This window comes from Citricoccus sp. GCM10030269 (assembly GCF_042665635.1).
In the GTDB taxonomy this organism is placed as follows: Bacteria; Actinomycetota; Actinomycetes; order Actinomycetales; family Micrococcaceae; genus Citricoccus.
The window spans coordinates 49,854-70,714 of record NZ_JBHTCV010000005.1 but is presented as its reverse complement, the minus strand read 5'-3'; the positions used below and the strand labels follow the sequence as shown (position 1 = coordinate 70,714).

17 protein-coding genes are annotated in these 20,861 nt (G+C 66.8%); 2 read left to right on the top strand and 15 right to left on the bottom strand.

What is annotated here, in order from left to right; translation table 11 throughout:
* Window positions 1–137: 137 nt before the first annotated feature.
* From ACFQQD_RS07505 to dinB, 14 genes are all read right to left on the bottom strand, one after another.
* Window positions 138–917 (bottom strand): cell division protein FtsQ/DivIB, encoded by a 780-nt coding sequence (locus tag ACFQQD_RS07505; RefSeq protein ID WP_378087906.1) that lies wholly within the window; start codon window positions 915–917, stop codon window positions 138–140.
* A complete protein-coding gene (murC, locus tag ACFQQD_RS07500; RefSeq protein ID WP_378087904.1) occupies window positions 914–2,428 on the bottom strand; it encodes a UDP-N-acetylmuramate--L-alanine ligase in 1,515 nt (504 codons plus the stop codon). The genes ACFQQD_RS07505 and murC overlap by 4 nt, the downstream gene beginning before the upstream one ends.
* Window positions 2,425–3,555, bottom strand: coding sequence for an undecaprenyldiphospho-muramoylpentapeptide beta-N-acetylglucosaminyltransferase (murG, locus tag ACFQQD_RS07495; protein ID WP_378087902.1), 1,131 nt, complete (start codon window positions 3,553–3,555; stop codon window positions 2,425–2,427). The genes murC and murG overlap by 4 nt, the downstream gene beginning before the upstream one ends.
* Window positions 3,552–4,781 carry a putative lipid II flippase FtsW gene (ftsW, locus tag ACFQQD_RS07490; protein WP_378087900.1) on the bottom strand — a complete coding sequence of 410 codons (1,230 nt, stop codon included), beginning with the start codon at window positions 4,779–4,781 and terminating at the stop codon, window positions 3,552–3,554. Before ftsW ends, murG begins: the two co-directional genes overlap by 4 nt.
* 112 nt (window positions 4,782–4,893) lie before the next feature.
* Window positions 4,894–6,450 (bottom strand): UDP-N-acetylmuramoyl-L-alanine--D-glutamate ligase, encoded by a 1,557-nt coding sequence (gene murD, locus ACFQQD_RS07485; RefSeq protein ID WP_378087898.1) that lies wholly within the window; start codon window positions 6,448–6,450, stop codon window positions 4,894–4,896.
* Window positions 6,447–7,550 (bottom strand): phospho-N-acetylmuramoyl-pentapeptide-transferase, encoded by a 1,104-nt coding sequence (gene mraY, locus ACFQQD_RS07480; RefSeq protein ID WP_378087896.1) that lies wholly within the window; start codon window positions 7,548–7,550, stop codon window positions 6,447–6,449. Before mraY ends, murD begins: the two co-directional genes overlap by 4 nt.
* A complete protein-coding gene (murF, locus tag ACFQQD_RS07475; RefSeq protein WP_378087894.1) occupies window positions 7,547–9,073 on the bottom strand; it encodes a UDP-N-acetylmuramoyl-tripeptide--D-alanyl-D-alanine ligase in 1,527 nt (508 codons plus the stop codon). The genes mraY and murF overlap by 4 nt, the downstream gene beginning before the upstream one ends.
* Entirely contained in the window at window positions 9,070–10,830 is a 1,761-nt protein-coding gene (locus ACFQQD_RS07470; protein WP_378087892.1) for a Mur ligase family protein, read from the bottom strand. The genes murF and ACFQQD_RS07470 overlap by 4 nt, the downstream gene beginning before the upstream one ends.
* A gap of 17 nt (window positions 10,831–10,847) precedes the next feature.
* Window positions 10,848–12,641 carry a peptidoglycan D,D-transpeptidase FtsI family protein gene (locus ACFQQD_RS07465; RefSeq protein ID WP_378087890.1) on the bottom strand — a complete coding sequence of 598 codons (1,794 nt, stop codon included), beginning with the start codon at window positions 12,639–12,641 and terminating at the stop codon, window positions 10,848–10,850.
* 17 nt (window positions 12,642–12,658) lie between these two features.
* Entirely contained in the window at window positions 12,659–13,402 is a 744-nt protein-coding gene (locus tag ACFQQD_RS07460) for a hypothetical protein (protein WP_378087888.1), read from the bottom strand.
* A complete protein-coding gene (gene rsmH / locus ACFQQD_RS07455; protein ID WP_378087886.1) occupies window positions 13,399–14,394 on the bottom strand; it encodes a 16S rRNA (cytosine(1402)-N(4))-methyltransferase RsmH in 996 nt (331 codons plus the stop codon). The genes ACFQQD_RS07460 and rsmH overlap by 4 nt, the downstream gene beginning before the upstream one ends.
* 213 nt (window positions 14,395–14,607) lie before the next feature.
* Window positions 14,608–15,039: a division/cell wall cluster transcriptional repressor MraZ gene (mraZ, locus tag ACFQQD_RS07450; RefSeq protein WP_378087884.1), complete on the bottom strand. Its 432-nt coding sequence runs from the start codon at window positions 15,037–15,039 to the stop codon at window positions 14,608–14,610.
* Between the two features lie 479 nt (window positions 15,040–15,518).
* Window positions 15,519–15,887 carry a DUF3040 domain-containing protein gene (locus ACFQQD_RS07445; RefSeq protein ID WP_378087882.1) on the bottom strand — a complete coding sequence of 123 codons (369 nt, stop codon included), beginning with the start codon at window positions 15,885–15,887 and terminating at the stop codon, window positions 15,519–15,521.
* Between the two features lie 114 nt (window positions 15,888–16,001).
* A complete protein-coding gene (gene dinB / locus ACFQQD_RS07440) occupies window positions 16,002–17,258 on the bottom strand; it encodes a DNA polymerase IV (RefSeq protein ID WP_378087880.1) in 1,257 nt (418 codons plus the stop codon).
* A gap of 205 nt (window positions 17,259–17,463) precedes the next feature.
* Between dinB and ACFQQD_RS07435 the strand changes: the two genes are divergently transcribed.
* Window positions 17,464–18,495, top strand: a complete 1,032-nt coding sequence (locus ACFQQD_RS07435; RefSeq protein ID WP_378087878.1) for a polyprenyl synthetase family protein — start codon at window positions 17,464–17,466, stop codon at window positions 18,493–18,495.
* 35 nt (window positions 18,496–18,530) lie between these two features.
* On the opposite strand, the gene ACFQQD_RS07430 is transcribed toward ACFQQD_RS07435, so the two are convergent.
* Window positions 18,531–18,881, bottom strand: a complete 351-nt coding sequence (locus ACFQQD_RS07430; protein ID WP_378090026.1) for an Rv2175c family DNA-binding protein — start codon at window positions 18,879–18,881, stop codon at window positions 18,531–18,533.
* 393 nt (window positions 18,882–19,274) lie between these two features.
* Between ACFQQD_RS07430 and ACFQQD_RS07425 the strand changes: the two genes are divergently transcribed.
* Complete coding sequence (locus ACFQQD_RS07425; RefSeq protein ID WP_378087876.1) at window positions 19,275–20,810, top strand: LysM peptidoglycan-binding domain-containing protein; 1,536 nt, start codon at window positions 19,275–19,277, stop codon at window positions 20,808–20,810.
* Window positions 20,811–20,861: the final 51 nt, after the last annotated feature.

The following is a 20,861-nucleotide window of genomic DNA, read 5'->3' as shown; positions in this document are numbered from 1 at the left end:
GCCCAGCGTGCGCTTCAGTGCCGTCCGGCTGGCTTAACGTTCAGGTTGAACGTTAGTGTTATGTCAACCTGTGTCTGGGTGAAACGTTATGGTGCTGGCGGCATTCGCGCAAAGACCAGTCCCGCGTGTCGCTGACCTCACCGCGTCACCGGCCGGTCCGGAGTGGAGACGTCGAACTCGGAAACCGGCGCCTGGTCGTTTTCGGGTATTCCCAACAGTGCTTCGAGCACCTGGGCCTTGCGGGGCCCCTGATCGGCATTGCCCCACAACACCGTCCGGCCGTCCTTGAGTTTGAGGGTGACAGAGTCCACGGTCTGTGCCGAAGCCGACTCCATCTGCGTACGGATCGACTCCGGCAGAGTCCCCAGGACGGAGGTGATGACATCGAAGACCTGCGGGTCGCGGACGTCTTCGACGCTGGCCACACTGGGGAGCTGGTATTCCGCGGCGCGATCAGCCGGCACCTCGGCCAGGGCCTTCCCGTCTGCCGAGTACAGCACTCGGCGATCGCCGTCCGGCACCGCCGCCACGGGTTCGTACTCGACGATCTCCACGGACAGCGAAGACGGCGGCTCAGCGTGGACGATCGCCTCTCGCACCGCCGGCTCATCGGACAGCAGGTCTTCCACGGCTCTTTCCCCGACCTGAGGCAAGGGCATCCCGACGAGGGGTTGCAGCCGTTCCAAGGCGCGCTGTTGGGAGACCAGGTCCGTTCCGGTGACCGTCACCGTCTGTACGGCCAGCAGCGGCGAAAAGTACAGGACGGCGCCGAGAATGCCCAACAGCACCACGACTCCCGCGCCGCTCACCCACCAGAGCCGACGTCGACGATGCCGGACCTCGCCCTCGGTCTCCGGGAACTCGAGCACGTTGTCACGGTCAGTCGACGTCCGCGTCGTCTCGTCCACATCCGTCATGATCGCTGCGCCTCGGTGAGCGCCTGAAGGACGGCCGGGCCCTGAGCCGTCACGTCTCCGGCCCCCATGGTGAGGACGATGTCGCCGGGTTCGGCCAGGGCCACGAGTTCGGCGACGGCCTGCCGAGTGTCGGTCGGCACCCTCGTCGCTCCGGGGAGCGCAGCGCGCACGTGGCCGGCGATCACGGATGAGTCGATGCCGGGGATCGGCTCTTCTCGTGCCGGGTAGATCGGCAGGACTCTGACCCCGTCGGCGGCCGAGAGGGCTTCGGCGAAGCCGTCGGCGAAGTCTCGGGTGCGCGAGAACAGGTGGGGCTGGAACAGCACGTGCACGCGATGGCCTTCCGCCACGGACCGGCCGGCCGCGATGGCCGCCGCCACCTCGGTCGGGTGATGGGCGTAGTCGTCGAAGACGCGGACGCCCGCAGCCTCACCCCGGAACTCGAATCGCCGTGCGGTCCCCTTGAATTCTTCGAGACCACGAGCCGCGGCCTCGACCGGCAGCCCGGCATGCCGGGCAGCGAGCAGCACCGCCGCGGCGTTCAGCGCGTTGTGTCGCCCGGGAAGAGACAGCGTCAACTGCGTCGTCGTGCCGTCGGCCCAGCGATAGGTCACCAGCTGACCAGTGCCGCCAGTCGTCTCCGACGACTCGCTGGCCACCAGCACCAGGTCATCGGACCGGTTCGGGTCGGAACCGTAGGTGGCCACCCGAGGGCCTGTTCGTCCGGGGCCTCCGTCGAGATCTGCTCCGCGGGCCCAGTCCGCCAGGCCGCGCGCGCCGGCGTCTTCACCGCAGGCCACCAGCACGCCATCGTCCGGCAGCAGCTGGATGAAGTCCCGGAAGACCTGCACCACAGCGTCTTCGGTGCCGTAGAAGTCGAGATGATCCGCCTCCACGTTGGTGAGGATGGCGATCTGCGGCCGGTAGTTCAGCAGCGTTCCGTCGGATTCATCGGCTTCGGCGATGAACCACTCACCGGCGCCGGCCACGGCGTTGGTGCCCAGCCCGGCCACGGCGGCGCCCACGGCGAAAGACGGCTCGGCGCCGGCCTGGGTGAAGGTCAGGGCCGCCATCGAGGACGTGGTGGTCTTGCCGTGGGTGCCGGCCACCGCCAGGACTCGCTGTCCGGACATGGTGGCCGCCAGGCCCTGGGAGCGGTGCAGCACCGGCAGTCCCCGGGCGACCGCCGCGTCGTATTCTGGGTTTCCCGCTCCGGCGATCGAGGAGGCGATGACCGTGTCCACGGCCAGCTCGTCGAGGTGCGCGGCGTCGTAGCCCACGAACACCGTCGCGCCGGCCGCCTCCAGTTCTCGCATCACCGGGAGGTCTTTGGCGTCGGTCCCGGAAATCGGCACCCCGCGCTGCTGCATGATGCGAGCGATTCCGGAGACCCCCACGCCACCGAGGCCGAGGAAATGGACCCGGCCCAAAGCAGCCAACTCGGCGGGGGTCTGAGTGCCCGGTTCCTGAGTCGTCCGGGCGTGGGGGTCCGACGGTGTACCGGCGTTCACGAGTGGTCTCCTTCCCGGTCCAGTCCGGCTGCGCGCAAGACCAACCGAGCCATGGTGCGGTCGGCATCGCGGACTCCCAGGGTCCCCGCGGCCACGGACATCGCCTGCAATCGGTCGCCGTCCAGGGCCAGCGGAATGAGTTCGCGGCGTACCCAGTCCGGCGTGAACGCCTCGTCCCGCACCATCAGCGCTCCCCCGGCGTCGACCAGTCCACGGGCGTTGAGTGACTGCTCGCCGTTGCCCACGGGCAGCGGAACAAACACGGCCGGCAGCCCGACGGCCGCCAACTCGCACACCGTGCCGGATCCCGAGCGTGCGACGATCAGATCAGCGGCGGCGTAAGCCTGTTCCATCCCGTCGAGATACTCCAGCTGGTGGTATCCCGGCGAGCTGACCGGGGTCCCGTCGGGCCCGAGAACCTGCTTGTCCCGGCCCGTCAGGTGCAGCACCTGCAGTCCGGCGGCCGCGAAATCGGGCAGTGCCGCGGCGACCGTCCGGTTCAAGTTGAGGGCACCGGAAGAGCCTCCGGTGACCACCACGGTCGTGGCGGACTCATCCAGTCCCAGCGACCGCCGTGCCGAGGACCGGCTGGCGTCCCGGTCGAGACGGGAGATCTCCCGGCGCATCGGCATGCCGACACAGCGGGCATGGGGCAGAACGGTTTCTGGGAAGGCGGTGGCGACGACGGCGGCTCGCCGCGCGCCGACCTTGTTCGCCAGTCCGGCCCGGACATTTGCCTCATGGATGACCAACGGCAGTCCGCGGCGGGCAGCGGCCAGGTACACCGGCGTGGAGACGTATCCCCCGACCCCCACCACGACGTCGGCTCGGCGACGGTCGAGGATGGCCCCGGCCTGGCGGATGGCCCGCCGGAACCGTCCCGGCAGCCGCGCCAGATCCATCGTGGGCCGCCGAGGCAGCGGGACCCGATCGATGGTGTCGAGCTCGTAGCCGGCCGCCGGGACCAGCCGAGTCTCTAGCCCGGATGCTGTGCCCACCATGCTGCAGTGGATCTGAATGCCCGCCTCGGCGGCACTGTCCTGGAGGGCTCGGGCGATCGCCACCATGGGACTGACGTGCCCGGCCGTGCCTCCGCCGGCCAGAACGACGCGCAAAGACGCCGTCATGCTGTGGCCTTGTCGACTGCTGTGTTCTTGGTGTTCTTGGTGTTCTTGTTCACCGCTGTGTCTGTGCCGAGCGCACTCCGACGCTCTTCGCGGGCGAACGCGAGGACCACGCCGATCGCCGCCAGCACGAAGGTCAGCGCGGAACCACCGTAGGAGATGAAGGGCAAAGGCACGCCGATCACCGGCAACAGGCCCGTGACCATGGCGATGTTGATGAATGCCTGGCCGATGATCCAGATCAGAATGCCGCTGGTGCAGATGCGCGCGAAGAGGGAGTCGGCGCGGCGAGCCACTCGGAACATGCCGACGGCCAGTCCGGCGAAGAGAGCCAGAACCAGCAGCGTGCCGACCAGGCCGAGCTCCTCACCGAGGATCGTGAAGATGAAGTCGTTCTCCGCCTCGGGGATGTAGCTCCACTTCTGCCGGGACTGGCCGAGACCGGCGCCCCACCATCCGCCGGAGGCCAAGGCGTACATGCCGTGCTGCGGCTGATAGCACGGGTCAGTGGCGACCTCACAATTGCCGAGCCACGCCTGGATGCGCACGGCACGGTTGGCGGAGGTCAGCGCGAGGGTCACCGCCCCGGCGAGGCCGAGGCCGCCGGCCACCAGGAAATAGCGCATGGGGGTTCCGGCCAGGTAAAGCACGGTTCCGATGATCAGCATCAGCACCATGGCAGTGCCCAGGTCCCGGCCGTACATGACCAGGCCCAGCAGCATGAGTCCCACCGGGAAGATGACCGGCACGATCGAGTGCTGGAGCCGCCCGACCAGTTTGGCCTTGCGTTCCAGGACGGCCGCCGACCACAGAGCCAGGGCGAGCTTGGCCGCCTCGGACGGCTGGGCCGTGAAGGAGCCGATCTTCAGCCAGTTCTGGTTGCCGTTGACCTCGTGTCCCAACGGCGTGATCACCAGCATCAGCAGAAAGACGGCCAGCAGGATGGCCGGCCAGGCCAGTTTTCGTAACTGCGCGCTGCTCAGCCGGGACAGCGCCAGCATCGTCGCGAGCCCGACGACGGCGAAGATGCCCTGACGCAGGAACAGGTCATAGGACCCGGAGAACTCTCCGATGTTCTCCACCGAGGAGGAGGACAACACCATGATCAGCCCGATGACGGTCAGGGCCACGGTGCATCCCAGGATCAGGACATAGGACGCCCGGGACGAGGCGCTGCCCTCGAGGACCGCCCAGAAACGACGCCACCACGGCGCCGGACGTGCCGGCACTGCTCCGCTCGGCACAGTCCCAGTGGCCCCTGAGGTCCGCGGCCCGGTCCTGGCGGGACCCCGGGTGCGGCGCGAGGGCCGGAGTGGGGTGGTCACCATGGGCGGGGGCTCCTTAGCTGCCCAGCCCCAGGTCTTCCATGAGGCGGGCGACGGCGTCGATAAAGGCGTTTCCTCGGTCTGCGTACGACGTGAACTGATCCATGGACGCCGCTGCCGGCGCCATGAGCACGACGTCTCCGGGGCGGGCCACGGCATGCGCTTCACGGACCGCTGTCACCATGGCCTGCTGACCGTCCGAGTGTTCGTTTCCAGTCTCCCGTACAGCGGTCTGCAGGACCGGGAGATCCGGTGCGTGTCGTTTCAACGCACCTTCGAGTTCGCTGGGATCGGCGCCGAGCAGGATCACCGCGCGAAGGCGGTCGGCATGGCGGGCCACCAAGTCGTCGTAGGCCACCCCCTTGGACAGTCCGCCGGCGATCCAGACCACGTCGGTGAACGCCGCCAGCGACGCGTCGGCGGCGTGCGGATTGGTCGCCTTGGAGTCGTTGATCCACAGCACGTCGTTCGCCTTGGCCACCGGCTGGATGCGGTGCTCCCCCGGCTGGTAGGCCCGCAGGCCATCGCGCACGGCCTCCGGGGAAACCCCGATGGAACGGACGAGAGCAGCGGCGGCCAGGGCGTTGGCGACCTGATGCCGGGGCGCAAGGGGACCCAGATCCTCCAGGTGCCCGAGTTCCAGGGCCTGATGCGCACGGTTCTCGAGGAAAGCCCGGTCCACCAGCATTCCCTCCACCACACCGACCATGGAGCGGCCGGGGGCGTCCGTGGTGAAGGACACGGCGCGGCAGCCCTCCTGGACGTCGGCGCCTTCGACCATGCGCATGGTCAACGGCTGTTCCTCACTGAAGATGCAGGCCACCCGCGTGTGCTCATAGATCTTCGCCTTGTCGGCGCAGTAGGCCTCGAAGGAGCCGTGCCAGTCCACGTGATCCTCCGCGACATTGAGCACCACCGAGGCGGCCGGCTCGATGTGGTGCGTCCAGTGCAGCTGGAAGCTGGAGAGCTCGACGACGATCGTGTCCCAGTCCTCCGGGTTCCGGATGACGTCGAGGATGGGCGTGCCCAGATTGCCGCAGGCGATGGCCCGCTGTCCGGCCGCCAACAGCATCGACTCCGCCATGCCGACGGTGGTGGTCTTCCCGTTCGTTCCGGTGACGACCAGCCAGTCGGCCGTGCTCCGACCAGCACGCCGGCGCACTCGCCACGCGAGTTCGATGTCGCTCCAGATCGGGATTCCGGCCGCAGCGGCCGCGGCCAGCAGCGGTTGATCGGGCCGCCATCCCGGGGAGGTGACCACGACGTCGGCCGGCGCACCGCCGACGTCGGGAAGCCGAAGGGGTGCGTCCGGGCCCAGCAGCACCTCGTGGACCCCGACGATCTTGAGGGTGTCGGCTTTGCCCCGGGCATCGGCCGAGTCTTGAGAGTCGACGACCACCACGTGCGCACCCAGTTCAGCGAGGGTGTCCGCTGCGGAGAATCCGGAGAGTCCCAGCCCCGCCACCACGACTCGCAGGCCTGACCAGTCAGCGTCCCAGGACGTCAGAGAGTCCAGGCGCCCCGGTCCGCCAGCCGCGTCTGGACGGGAGCCTGCCGATGAGCCGGAGGTCATGGTGTGAGCACCCACTCACCGTAGAACAGGGCGACCCCGACGGCCACGCAGAGCAGACCGACCAGCCAGAAGCGCACCACCACGGTGACCTCGGCCCAGCCCTTGAGCTCGAAATGATGCTGCAGCGGCGCCATGAGGAAGACCCGCCGGCCGCCGGAGAACTTGAAGTAACCCACTTGGATGATCACCGAAAGCGTGATGATGACCATCAGGCCGGCCAGGATCACGACCAGCAGCTCGGTGCGAGACATGATGGCGAAACCTGCCAGGGCACCCCCGAGGGCGAGCGAACCGGTATCCCCCATGAAGATCTTCGCCGGGGAGGTGTTCCACCACAGGAATCCGATCAGTGCACCGGTCAGGATGGAGGCGAGCACCGCCAGGTCCATCGGGTCCCGGACCTCGTAACAGGCCGCCTGGACTCCGGTGACGCCGCAGGACTGATTGGCCTGGAAGATCGTGATCAGCATGTAGGCGCCGGTGATCATCGCGGTGGCACCGGTGGCCAGTCCGTCCAGTCCGTCGGTCAGATTGACGGCGTTGGTGGTGGCCGTCGTGATCAGGTTGGACCAGATCACGAAGAGGATCATCCCGAGCACTGGCCCGGCGAACGCGAGGTCGAGGGGAAGATCGCGGACGAAAGAGATCGCCGTTGAGGCCGGGGTCAGGCCTCGTTCATCGGCGAAATTCAGCGCCAGGACGGCAAAACTGATCCCGACAATGGCCTGCAGCACGATCTTGGCCCACGGCGTCAGTCCGAGGGATCGCTGATTCGTGATCTTGGTGACGTCATCGAGGAAGCCGACGAACCCCATTCCCACCATCAACAGCAGCAGGATCATGGCGGAGGCGGTGAACCCGGCGTTCTCCAGCTGCAGCCCGGACATGATCCAGTGCGTCAGGAAATAGGCGACCACTGTGGCCACCACGAAGACGGCCCCGCCCATCGTCGGGGTGCCGCGCTTGGTCTTGTGACTCGTCGGGCCGTCGTCGCGAATGAACTGACCGTAGCCCTGTCTCACGAGGAACTTGATGAACAGCGGCGTGCCGAACAGCGTCAGCACGAGGCCCAGAAGGGCACCGATCAACAGACCGATCATGGATTCGGCTCCTTCCGGTCCCCGGCACGTGAACCGTCCGTGGTCGGCGTACCGGCTCGACCATAGGCTAGCCGATCGCCCAGTTCGCCCAGTCCGGCCCCGTTCGAGGACTTCAGCAGCACGATGTCGCCCGGGGCTAGCCTGCGGTTCAGCAACTCCTCGGCGGCGTCGACGTCCTCGGCGAAATCGATCTCCTCGCCCCACGAGCCTTCGTTGACGGCCGAGGTGTACAGCGGCCGAGCACCGCGGCCGACGACGACGAACTGATCGATGTTGAGCCGCACCACGGCGGTGCCGATCGCCGTGTGCTCCGGGATCCTGGCGTCACCGAGTTCGAGCATCTCACCGAGGACCGCCCAGGTTCGCCGGCCAGTGGAACGACCGATCGTGGCCAGGGTCTTCAGGGCGGCCCGCATGGACTCCGGGTTGGCGTTGTACGCGTCGTTGATGATGGTCACGCCGTCTTCCCGATCCGTGCGTTCCATCCGCCGTCGGCTGCTGGGTCCAGCGCCGTGGAGCGCGGTAGCGATCGTCTCCGCGGGAAGCCCGGCGGCGAACGCGGCGGCCGCTGCGGCGGCGATGTTCGCGGCGTGGTGACGGCCGGTCAGGCCCGAGACCACCGGGAACGCCTCGGCACGGGTACCGGCCCCGAGCCGCAACTCGAAGACCGGCTGCTCGTCACCGTTGGTCGTCAGGGAGTCGGCCAGGGCCGAGAACGCCGCCTTCCCATCGTCGAGGTCCTGGTCCACCCACGGGAACGACCCGTTCTCCACGGAGAACCAAGCGACCTTCCCCGGAGTCCGCTCGGCCATGGCGGTCACACGCGGATCGTCTCGGTTGAGGACGGCGTAACCGGTGGCGGGGAGGGCTTCGACGAGTTCTCCCTTGGTCCGGGCGATGTTCTCGATTCCGCCGAACTTTCCGGCGTGGGCGGAGCCGACCATCAGCACGACGCCGATGTCCGGCTTCACCAGGGACGAGAGGTACTCGATGTTGCCGACTTGGTCCGCCCCCATCTCGATGACGAGGTAGCGCGTTTCCAGCGAGGCCGTGAAGACCGTCAGCGGAACACCGACCTCCCCGTTGTAGGAGTTCTGCGGCGCCACCGTGGGTCCCTGCGTGGACAGCACGGTCGCCAGCAGGTCCTTGGTGGTCGTCTTGCCCGCGGAACCGGTGATGCCGATCACCGTGGTCGGCGAGTGCTCGCGAATCCGCTCCACGATGTAGCTGGCGAGTCGGCCCATGGCCAGCACCACATCCTCCACCAGCACGGCGGGATCGGGGTGTCCGTCATCGTCCGTGGTCTCCCGTTGAGCCAGGATCAACGTGGCCCCAGCGGCTCGGGCCGTGGGGATGAAGTCGTGGCCGTCGGCGTGTTCACCGGGTTTGGCGATGAACAGTGCTCCGGGCGAGATCTCACGCGAGTCGGTGGTCGCGGCGTCGACCGTGGCGCCGGGAGACGCCGTGGCGGTCAAACGGCCGCCGGTGGCCTCGGCAATGGCGGATGCGCTGAGTTCGATCATGACCCGTCAACTTTACGTCCCCGTGCCGCGGAATCGGCCGAGGGCTGAGGGCCGCGGCGGCCCAGAGCCGCCCTGAGTTCCTCCCGATCATCCAGGGCGACGTCCACTCCGGCCATGTCCTGCACGGTTTCATGGCCGCGCCCGGCTACCAGCACCGTGTCCGCGGGTGTGGCCAAAGACACCGCCAAGTCGATGGCCTCCTGGCGCGGCGCGGACTCATGGACCTCCACAGACCGCCCGGCCTCGAGCGCCCCACGCGCGGCTTCTCTCACACCGTCCAGCACCTCGGCACGGATACCGGCGGGGTCCTCGGTGTGCGCGTCATCATCGGTGACGATCACCACGTCCGCCCACTGCGCCGCGATGCGTCCCATCACGGGACGCTTGGACTTGTCCCGGTCACCCGTGGCGCCGAAAACCAGAATGGTGCGGCCGGACTCGTTGCCGGAAGCACGGCGAGCATCCCGAACGGACTCCAGCGCACGGACCATTCCGTCCGGGTTGTGGGCGAAGTCCACGATCGCGTCCGGGGACTGACCCACGACCTCCATCCGCCCCGGCACAGCGGTGGCGAAGGGCCCCTGTCCCACCGGCGCATCCATGAGTTCTGCGATCGAGTCCCACTCGGTCTCCGGCAGCGATTCGAAGACCATGACGGCCGCCAGTGCCGCATTGGCCACGTTGAACCGTCCCGGCAACCCGGTCGACGCCGGAACCTCCCGGCCGCTGGCCGCATGGCTGATGGTGAAGCGGTGCCCCAGCCCGGAGGGTGTCAACGCCGACACCGACCAGTCGGCCTCGGTGATCGGTGCACCGGAATGATCGGCGGCCGGACCCAGGGACAGCGTGACCACGGGGCACCCGGCCGCCTCGGCCATCCGCGTGCCCCACGTGGCGCCGTCCGCGTCGGGGCCGTCCGGGCCGCCGTCGAGCGTGATCACCGCGCGACCGGTGCGGCGACCGTCGAACAGTCCGGCCTTGGCGGCGAAATAGTCCTCCATGGACCCGTGCAGGTCGAGGTGATCCTGCGTCAGGTTGGTGAATCCGGCCACGGCGAAGTGCAGTCCCGAGATCCTGCGGTAACTGACGGCGTGGGACGACACCTCCATGGCGGCGGCGCCCACCCCCTCCTGACGCATCAGAGCCATCAACGCGTGGAGTTGCGTCGATTCAGGAGTGGTGAGCGTGCTGGGCACGGCACGACCGCCCGCCCGGATCTCGATGGTGCCGATCAGTCCGGTGGACTCCCCCCACGCCTCCAGCAACGAGGTGATGAAATAGCTCGTGGTGGTCTTGCCGTTCGTGCCCGTGACGCCGTACAGGCGAGGCCCCACGCCGGCGTTGCGATAGATCGCCGCGGCGGCGGTCCCGACGGCGTCCCGCGCGTCGTCCACGACCAGCACCGGAACACTGGCGGGCGTGATCTCGTGCCGGTGCTCCTGGATGAGCTCGGCCCCACGGGCATCGGTGAGCACCCCGCGGGCGCCGGCGGCCACCACGGAGTCGGTGAACTCGGCGCCGTGGCGGTGGGCTCCGGGTACACCGACGTACAGGTCCCCCGGCCGAACAGCGCGGGAATCCATGGCGATGCCTGTTGGTCCCGGAGTGCCGGGCAGACCCGCCAGGAACTCCGCCGTCTGGCCGTCACGGTTGAGCGCTTCGACGAGGTCATTCCAGTCCAGAGGATCCGTCTGGTCCGGGCGGAAGGCGGCGTCCTGTTCGGCAGGGGTCAAGGACGGACTCGGGGGCAGGCTCATGGGCGGCGTGTTTCCGTTCACCACGGGCGCTTCTGGGGGTCCTCGGTGAACACGTCATAGTTCTGCGGCTTCTCGTCGCTCGGTGGCACGTTGTACTTCGTGAGGAGGTAGGAGAGCACCTCCGCGGCCGTGTCTTCCACCTGCCAGCTATGCCAGTCGCCCTGGGGCCGATGAACGGAGACGGCAACGACGAACTGCGGGTCGTCCAGCGGTGCGACTCCCCCGAAGGAGGTCGTGTAACCGTCATATCCGCCGATCCCGGCCGCCTCGCCGGTACCGGTCTTGCCACCGACGCGGTAGCCGGGAATCTTCGCAGGAGCAGCGGTACCCATCTGGACGACCCCCTCCATCATCTTCAGCATTTCACTGGAGGTCTCTTCGGAGAAGACGCGAATACCGGCGTCTTCGGGCTGCACGCTCTCCGCTCCGTCCTGGCTGATGTACGCGTCGATCAGCTGGGGACTCTTCTTGACGCCACCGTTGGCCACGGTCTGCAGGATCTGCGCCAAGTGCAGCGTGGTCTGGGTGTAGCCCTGGCCGAACATGGTGGTCAGCCGCTGCCGGGAGCCCCACTGCGCCGGGTCGATGAGGATGCCCTTGTTGCTTCCGGGCAGGCCGATGTCCACCGGGTCGCCGACGCCGAGTTTCTTCAGGTAGTCGTAGCGAGTCTGATCATCCACGGACTCGGCCACCTGGACGGTCCCGGTGTTGTAGGAACGAGTGAAGATTCCCGCCGTCGTCATGTCATAGGTCTGGTGGGGTTCGGCATCATGGACGACCTGGCCGTCGAAATCCTGGTGATTGGGCACGGTCCAACCGTCCGTCGGAGAGATCCCGCCTTCTTCGAGGGCCGTGGCGAAGGTGGCGATCTTCCCGGTGGATCCCGGCTCGTACGACTGCGTCAACGAGGTGGGCCGCCAGAACAGGTTGTCCGTGGCCGAGGGATCTGAGGGGTCCACCGTGGTCGAGTCCGCCATGGCCAGAATCTCTCCGGTCTTGGCGTTCATCACCGTGATATTGCCCCAGTCGGCGTTGTAGGACTCGGTCTTCTCGGCGATGGCCTCCTGCGCGAACCACTGCACATCTTGATCGATGGTCAAGCGGACGTCGTCGCCGTCCACGGCGGGAGTCTCGGAGAACTCCGCGTTGGGAATCCGGATTCCGTCTGCGGCAATCTCGTACGTGCGTTTGCCGGCCTCACCGGCCAAACGATCGTCCTGGCTCAGCTCGAGGCCTTCGAGGGGGCTGCCATCGCCTCCGACGAAGCCGAGAATGGACCCCGCCACGGCTCCGTTCGGATAGGACCGCTCGGACACGGGTTCGGCGATCAACCCGGGAATGCCCAGATCAATGGCCTTCTCCTTGATCTCCGGGGTGACACCCTTGGTCACCACCTTGTAGGGCCGGTCCCCCACCATGCGTTCCCGCAACTCGTCGACGTCCATCCCCAGCAGCGCGGAGAGCTTCTGGAGAGAATCGTCCAACTCGACGTCCTTCATGCTGGCCGACTCGTCGTCCCACACCCGGTAATCCTTGACGAGACGCTGGTCCGCCACCAGGTCGTACCGAGCCACGGAGGCCGCCAGGACCCGGCCCTGAGAGTCGAGGATGGAGCCGCGCTCGGGCTTGACCGTCACCGATTTCAGACGCTCGTCCATGGCTTTCTGAGCATGACCCGACGCGTCGACGCCCTGAATGAACACCAACCGGAGCCCCAGGACGACGAGCAGCGCCAACGCAATGAGGATGCCGAAGCGCAACCGCCGTCCGCTTGCTTCCAGGACTCCTCCTGAGCCATCTGACAGGGGCATCTATGGTGTCCTTTCGGTCAGTTGCCGCGTGCGGAGAACTGCGGCGCCGGAATGGTTCCGCCGTTCAGTTCCTGTGCGTCCCTGGCGTCTTGTTCTTGGCCAGTGCCGCCGGACTCTGTGGTCTCGCCGGACCCTGTGGGCTCGCCGGACTCCGCGGTGTCGGGAGCGGCCGCCGTCTCAGGCTGCTTTGCACTCTGAGCCTCCGCATCGGTCTGAGCGGCTTGCCCCGCTTCGGGGCCGGCGGGGACGGCGACGCGACGGCTGGGCTTGTCCGCGGCATCGGCCGGTGTCGCCTTGCCGCTCACGGCCCCGGTATCCAGATCGACGGAGGCGATGCTCCCTGGGTTGACCATGCCGAGCTTGGCGGCCTCGGCTGCCAAGTTCTGCGGAGCTTCCAAGTGTTCGACCTGCTGGCGCAGCTGTTCATTGGCCTGGCTCACGTCGGTGTACTCGTTCTTGAGCGTGACGAGATCGTACTGCCGGTTGGAGACGGTGATGTTGGTGATCAGGACCATCATCAGGGCTGCCGCCACGATGGCGATGCACAGCGTGGCAAACCCTCGGCCGGTGCGCGGGACTGGCGCCGGCACCACGGACAGCGGCGTGCGGCGGCGGGGCTGTTCACCCGGGGCAGTCGTGTTCGGCAGCTCCGGGGGCTGGATCGTGGGTTGCCAAGGAGCAGCCTGGTCCAGCTGTGGAGCGGTGCTCTCACGGGTCCGGACGGGCTGCTGCATGGCGATTCGCTGCTGCGTGGCGGTCATGCTGTGCTCCTTGATGGTCTGATCTTCTCAACTGCTCGCACTTTTGCTGAGGAGGCGCGAGGGTTTTGGTCGATTTCTTTTTGCGTGGGTTTGTCCACACCTCGCGTGAGGACTTTCACCACCGGAGCGTGTTCTTCCAGCTCGACGGGAAATCCGGGGGGTGCCGTCGAGGTGGCATCCGCCATGATGGCCTTCTTGGTGACCTTGTCTTCGAGCGAGTGATAGCTCATGACCACGAGCCGGCCGCCGACGGCCAAGCTGCGCAGCGCCGCGGGCAGCGCGTCCTCCAGGACGTCGAGTTCCTCGTTGACCTCGATCCGCAGCGCCTGAAAGGTTCTTTTGGCCGGGTGACCGCCACTTTTGCCCGCAGCCACAGGGACCGCGCTGCGCAGGACCTCGACGAGTTGTCCCGTCGTCTCGAACTCGGCCTCGGCACGCGCGCTCACGATGGCGGCGGCGATGCGCTGGGCGAACTTCTCCTCGCCCCAGGTGCGGATGATGCTCCGCAGCCGGTCCTCCGAGTAGGTGTTCACGACGTCGGCCGCGGTCAGTCCCCCGGTGGTGTCCATCCTCATGTCCAGTGGAGCGTCGTAGGCATAGGCGAAGCCACGCTCTCGCTCGTCCAGTTGGTATGAGGAGACACCCAGGTCGAACAGCATCGCGTCGGCTTCGCGGAATCCGGCCTCGGTCAATGCCTCGCTCACCTCGTCATACGTCCCGTGCCAGGTACGCAAGCGGTCTCCGGCCCATTCGAGTCGGTCACTCGCCAGCCGCAGAGCCTCCTGGTCCCGGTCGATACCCACGACGACGGCGTCAGAGTGACGCTGGAGGACAGCCTCGGCATGGCCGCCCATCCCTAAGGTGGCATCCAGAACGACCGGTGTACGGCCGGCCGCCCGCGCCGACTCGATTCCGGGTGAAAGCAGGTCCAGGACACGATCACGCATGACGGGCACGTGCCGGTCGCGCGCCGGAGTCTGCTCCGCTGCCATGCTTGATCCCTTCCGTTCGTCGTGGGCAGGCGCCCCGGTCCTTTAAGTGACAGGCGGACCCTTGGATCAGATCCCCATCCGCGCTCCGGTTCCGTGCCTGGCCCGGGGGAAGTCGGGTCAGGTCCGGCCTGGGGGCGGCTGGAGGTCTCATGCAAGAATCCGCGCTGTTCGGTTATGACTGCGGCCACTCGGGTGGCCGTGTTCGGTGCTGCGTTAGAAGATTCCGGGGAGTACTTCTTCGTCGGTTTCGGAGAAGGTGCTCTCCTTTTCCTCCAAGTAGGAGGACCATGCCTCGGCGTCCCAAATCTCCGCCCGGGTTCCGGCCCCGATGACGGCCAGTTCCCGGTCCAGTCCCGCATAGTTGCGCAACGGGCCCGGAATGGTGATCCGTCCCTGCTTGTCCGGGGTCTCATCCGAGGCTCCCGAGAGGAAGACACGGATGTAGTCCCTGGCCTGACGCGAGGACAGCGGAGCTGACCTCATCTGCTCGTGAACCCTCTCGAACTCACGAGCACTGAAGACGTAGATGCAGCGCTCTTGCCCTCGGGTGAGGACCAGACCATCGGACAGCTCCTCACGGAACTTGGCCGGAAGGATCAAGCGGGCTTTCTCATCCAGGCGCGGCGTATAGGTCCCCAGGAACATGGACCACCGCCTTTGCCGTCCGAGAGGTCCGTTTGAGCCTCCTTCTGAACCACCATCCTCTGATGTCCTCCACTTTACCCCACTACCCCCCACCGTCAAGGCACCAACGCCTCATTCGCCGCGGTGTGGCGCGGGTTTTTTCGGTGCGAACACAGCGATGAACGGCAGTGGACCCAACGGCGGCCACTTCCGCACGGGAAGCGCGGGCAAGGACGCGAACGAGCACGTGACGGCCCTCGAGAACGGGTGCAGAGCCCACGGGGACGCGGGGAATCCCTCAACGCAGTGCCGGTGGAGGGGCGCGGGGAGGAAAGTGGGGAGGGGCGCGGGGAGGAAAGTGGGAGGGGCGCGGGGAGGAAAGTGGGGAGGAATGTGGAGACACAAGAAAACCCCGCCGCTGAGCGACGGGGTGATCGTGATGGTGACCTAGAGCAACGTCCAATCCATGGCTCTACGGCGCTGTCACACTAGGACACCTTTTACGGCTCCTGCTTGCGGCGTTCTTCCCAGCGCTGCTCCAAGCTCTCCATGAAAGGCGAACTTTTCTTGGGGGCGCCGGCGGAATCAGTCGATTCGGGGGACGGCTGCTTGGACCGACTCGTGGCCACATAGACTCCAGCGGCCATGATCACGAACCCGATGATCCCCAGCCAGATCAGTTGTTGGGAGACGCCCCAGAGCAACGCGCCCAGCCCCACGGCCGCCGTCACTGCGCCGACCACCAACCGCGTGGTAGAAAATCGAGAGGTGCCCGTTTCACTCATGCTCGTGGCAAAGTGCGGGTCCTCTGCATTCAGCTGCTGTTCCAGCTGCTCAAGGAGCTTTTGCTCCCGCTCAGACAACGGCATCGCTGCCTCCTCTTCCGGCCCGGGCTTTCCCGTGGGACTAGCATAGAGCGCGCTGAGGTCGCTACGCCATACGGATCACGCGGGTTCGTCGCACTGAGCGGCACAGTTCCGCGATCAGCGAATATCCCGGCCCGATTCCGTGTCCGGCCGCCGGAGCAAGGTGGCCGGACGCAGCGCGGCTTGAGGGAACTTGCCGCGGATGTCGTCGGCGACCCGATCCGCCTCCGACCAGTCCTTTGGTGACACCTCGCCCTCCCAGAGCAGGGACTCCTGCACGAGTTCGTCATGACGGGACAGGTGCTCCGCGCGAATACCGAGCAGGCGCACCGGGTGCCGACCCGAGTCCATGAGATCCGCCAACAGCGTCCGGGCCGCCGCAATGATCCCCGCGGCGGAATCCACGGGCTGCGGCAGGGCGCTGGTCCGCGTCCGCACGGACAGGTCGGGACTCTTGAGCTTCACACTGAGAGCCCCGGCTCGGAATCCGGAGCGGCGGAGTCGGATGGCTGCCTCGTGCGAGAGCGAGACGAGGTTGCGATGCAGCTCTGCGGGATCGAGGAGGTCGTCCGCGAACGTCCGTTCCACGCCGATGCTCTTGGTCTCATGCTCCGGCGTCACCGGGCGGGGATCGATGCCGCGAGCCAGATTCACGAGGGCGGGTCCGTGCACGCCCAGCCAACGCTCCATCCGTCGGGGCGACTGAGCGGCCAGGTCACTGACGCTTGAGAGCCCTGCCGCCACCAATCGCTGATTCAACACCGGGCCCACGCCCCACAGGGCCGCAACGGGCAAGGGATCGAGAAACTCCCGGGTCCGTTCGGGGGTGACCACGCAGAACCCGTCCGGCTTGGCCCGGGTGGAGGCGATCTTGGCCACCGATTTGGTCGCCGCCGCACCCACGGTGCACGGAACCCCCGTCCGTTGCCGGACCTGCTCTCTGATCAACCTGCCGATCTCGGCCGGAGAACCGAGCCGACGTCGGGCACCTGAGACGTCCAGGAAGGCTTCATCGACGCTGACCTGTTCCAGGACCGGAGTGAAGGAGCCCAGGATCTGCATGATCTCTGCCGACACCTCGGAGTATCGGGCGTGCCGCGGCGGGACCACGGCCACTCCCGGACAGAGCCCCCGCGCCTTCGCCAGGGGCATGGCAGACCGTATGCCGAAGGCCCGCGCCTCATACGACGCCGACAACACGACGGAGCGGCCGCTCGGCTGCGCCACCAGGGCTGGCCGGCCGGCCAGGTCTGGATGGTCCAGCAACTCCACCGACAGAAAAAAGGCATCCATGTCCACGTGGAGCACGGTGGCATCCCACGACTCATCAGCACCGGTGGGCCGGTCTGACATCGAAGGTCGATGGCCGTTCATAGCACCAGCCTAGATCCCCGTGTGGACGATAAGCTGGGGCGGCCGTCACCTCGATGGCGCGACGAACGATGCATGATCGCGCGATCCTCATCGGCCGTGCAGCAGATCCTCCACAGCAAGGAGCACCGTGTCCGAGTCCTCTCCCGCTCCCCTGGCCCAGCATCGCGCCAGGGAATCGGCCTTCGTGCGAGACATGGAGACGAGGATGCACGAACTTCTGGAGTCGTACCACCGTCGGGCGGCGGACATCTCCACGTCGGCCACTCCGTTGATCGAGGCCATCTCCCAGCTCGTGCTCGGCGGCAAGCGAATGCGCGCGCTTCTGGCCTGGTGGGGCTGGCAGGGCGTCGGTGGCGACCCGGAGGACAGTCGCATTCTCGATGCCTCGGTGGCCCTCGAACTGTTCCAGGCGGCAGCACTGATTCACGATGACATCCTCGATCGTTCCGATACCCGCCGAGGCTCACCGAGCATCCACCGCTCGTTCGAAGGGCGACACCGCCAGGCCGGATGGCGCCAGGATCCCGAGCATTTCGGAGCGTCGGCCGCCATCCTGACGGGCGATCTGTGTCTGGCCCTCAGCGAGGAGGTGTTCGCCTCGGCAGCGGACGCATCAGCGGATCCGGCCGGAGCTCGGGCGCTGTTCAACGAGATGCGATTCGAAGTGATGGCCGGTCAGTACCTGGACATCCTGGACGAGGTCGACGTGCCCCGTCGGGACCCAGAGGCCACCCTGCAACGGGCCCGCACCGTCTTGAGATTCAAGTCTGCACGGTATTCCGCCGTTCACCCGCTCGGGCTCGGCGGCACCCTGGCCGGCGCCGAGCCCGCCGTACTCGAGAATTACCGCCGGTTCTCCTCCCCGCTCGGCGAGGCATTCCAACTCCAGGACGATCTACTCGGGGTGTTCGGGGATCCGGCGGTGACGGGAAAACCTGCGGGCGACGACCTCCGCGAGGGCAAGCGCACCGAGCTGGTGGCACATGCCCTGGCCCTGTTGCCTCCCGACCAGGCGGAGGAGCTGGAGACCGCCCTCGGTCGTCCAGATCTGGAGGCGACCGTGGTCGAGAGAATGCAGTCCCTCCTGGAGTCCTGCGGCGCCCGCGCCCGCGTCGAGGCGGAAGTGGCTCAACTCGGTGACAGCGCGCTGGGATCCCTGGCCCTCATCCCCATGCGGGATGACGCGCGTGCGGGACTAGAACAGTTCGCTCGGCGACTTCTGCGCCGTATCCACTGAGACCGCAACCACTGCGCCCTGCGGTCCAACGAACGTCACCACCCCAAGACCTGCGCCCGACGCCGGATCTCGGTTTTGCGGCCCTCGCGCAGCGCGTCGACGGGTCGGCCTGGCAATGACTCGTCCTCCGTGTAGAGCCACCGAATGGCCTGCTCATCCGTGAATCCCGCGTCCTTGAGCACAGAAACCGTGCCTCGCAGCGGTTCGAGAGGTCCCTCCTCCGTGACGAACAACGCGGGGACGGCGCGCGCGTTCCGCGGCCCGATGGAGGTCGCCAGGAGGCGTCCCTCACTGACCATGTTGTGCACACGGGTCACCGGCACACCCCACTTCTCGGCCAGGTCCGGAAAGTAGTCCCACTGCTCGACGAGGTCTTCCAGCGCCAGGTCTTCCGATGCGGCGGCAGCCGAGTCGTTCTCGGTACTGCTGTCGGTGCTGTTCTCTGAGCTGTTCCCTGGACTGTTCTCTGAGCTGTTCCCTGAGCTTCGGGAAGCGTCTGCGGTGTTGTTCACCGGTCCAGCCTAACGACCACACCGAGTGACGAGCAGCAGTCAGCGTCGCACCGGGCCCCGCTCACGGGTGGCGCCTCAGCGTGTCCACCCGCCACACGGAGTCGTTATCATATCGTTACCACAACAATTCTCTTCCGTAACTGCAGTCAGGTACGTTTACACCTGTCACATTTTCATTACAGGCACCTTCTGACTTGGATCGTCACTTCCTTCACACGGCTGGACGTGGACGGTTTTCGTTCGGTGCTGCACCTCAGAGGAATACACATGACTGAACGCTCCTCCGGCACTCCGCGGCTGCTGAAATCCGCCTTGGCCACGTCGACGCTGCCTCTGGTGGCCTTCGGTTCTGCTGCCATGGCCACTCCGGCCGTGGCTGACGCGCCTCGCCAGGCACTCAGTCCGCGTACCGCCACGCCCGTGAACATCGAGACTGCTCAGGTCAAGCTCTCCTCGGCGTCCTTGGCCTCCAGCGTTCCGGCGGCGTTCATGACACCCTCTGCGGCAGTGGCCACGGCCAAGAAGCCGAGCACCTACACCGTGAAGGCCGGCGACACGCTCTACAGCATCGCCCAACGCCACGGCGTCAGTCTCCCCGCCCTGCTCAAGGCCAACGGACTGTCCAAGACCTCGGTGATCTACCCGGACCAGAAGCTCAAGCTCTCCGGAACTGCACCGGCCTCCTCGTCTTCTTCGGCTTCCTCGTCTTCCTCCGGGCGTTCCTCGTCCAACTCCGTCCACACCGTGAAGGCCGGCGACACGCTCTACAGCATCGCCCAACGCCACGGGGCCAGCCTCTCCACCGTGCTGAAGGCCAACGGACTGTCCAAGAGCTCGGTCATCTATCCCGGCCAGAAGATCAAGCTCTCCGGCTCCTCATCCGGCACTCCGTCGTCCTCTTCCTCGTCTTCGTCTTCTTCCTCCGGAGGCTCCTCATCGACCTCCGTCCACACCGTGAAGGCCGGCGACACGCTCTACAGCATCGCCCAACGCCACGGGGCCAGCCTCTCCACCGTGCTGAAGGCCAACGGACTGTCCAAGTCCTCGGTCATCTATCCCGGCCAGAAGATCAAGCTCGCCGGCTCCTCATCGGGCGCCCCGTCGTCGCCGTCCTCCTCAGCCAGCCCGGCCAACAGTGCGACCGCACCCACGTACACGGTCAAGGCCGGCGATACCCTCTCGGGCATCGCCAAGCGTCACGGCAAGGGGCTGTCCACGCTGCTCAAGGCCAACGGCCTGTCCACGTCCTCGACCATCTATCCAGGTCAGAAGATCAAGCTCTCCGGCAGTGCGGCGAGCACATCGTCGCCGGCGAATGATCTGGTGCCGAACACGTTCTTGCACTACACCTACCCGGACCACATCGTTCGCGATGCCAACGCGAACAAGCGGGCCTTGCTGGCGGCCAAGGTCCCTTCTCGCTCACAGATGCAAAGCATCATCGCCGACACGGCGCGGAAGATGGGAGTCGACCCGTCGCTGGCTCTCGCTCATGCCTTCACCGAGTCCAGCTTCGACCACACCTCCGTCTCCCCGGCCAACGCCATTGGAGCCATGCAGGTGATTCCGTCCTCGGGCAAGTGGGCCAGTGAACTCGTGGGCCGCCAGCTCAATCTGCTGGACCCCTACGACAACGCCACGGCCGGCGTGGCGATCATCCGCCAGCTTCAGCGCACGGCCGGGTCCAGGGACGTCGGCATCGCGGCGTACTACCAAGGCCTGGGCGGCGTGCAGCGCGAGGGCATGCGGCCGGACACCAAGGACTACGTGGCCAAGGTGAAGAAGTACCTCAAGCGGTTCTAAGTCGCGCTGGAAGCGGTTCGGACCAGGTGCTGATCGTCGCGTCCACGGAGC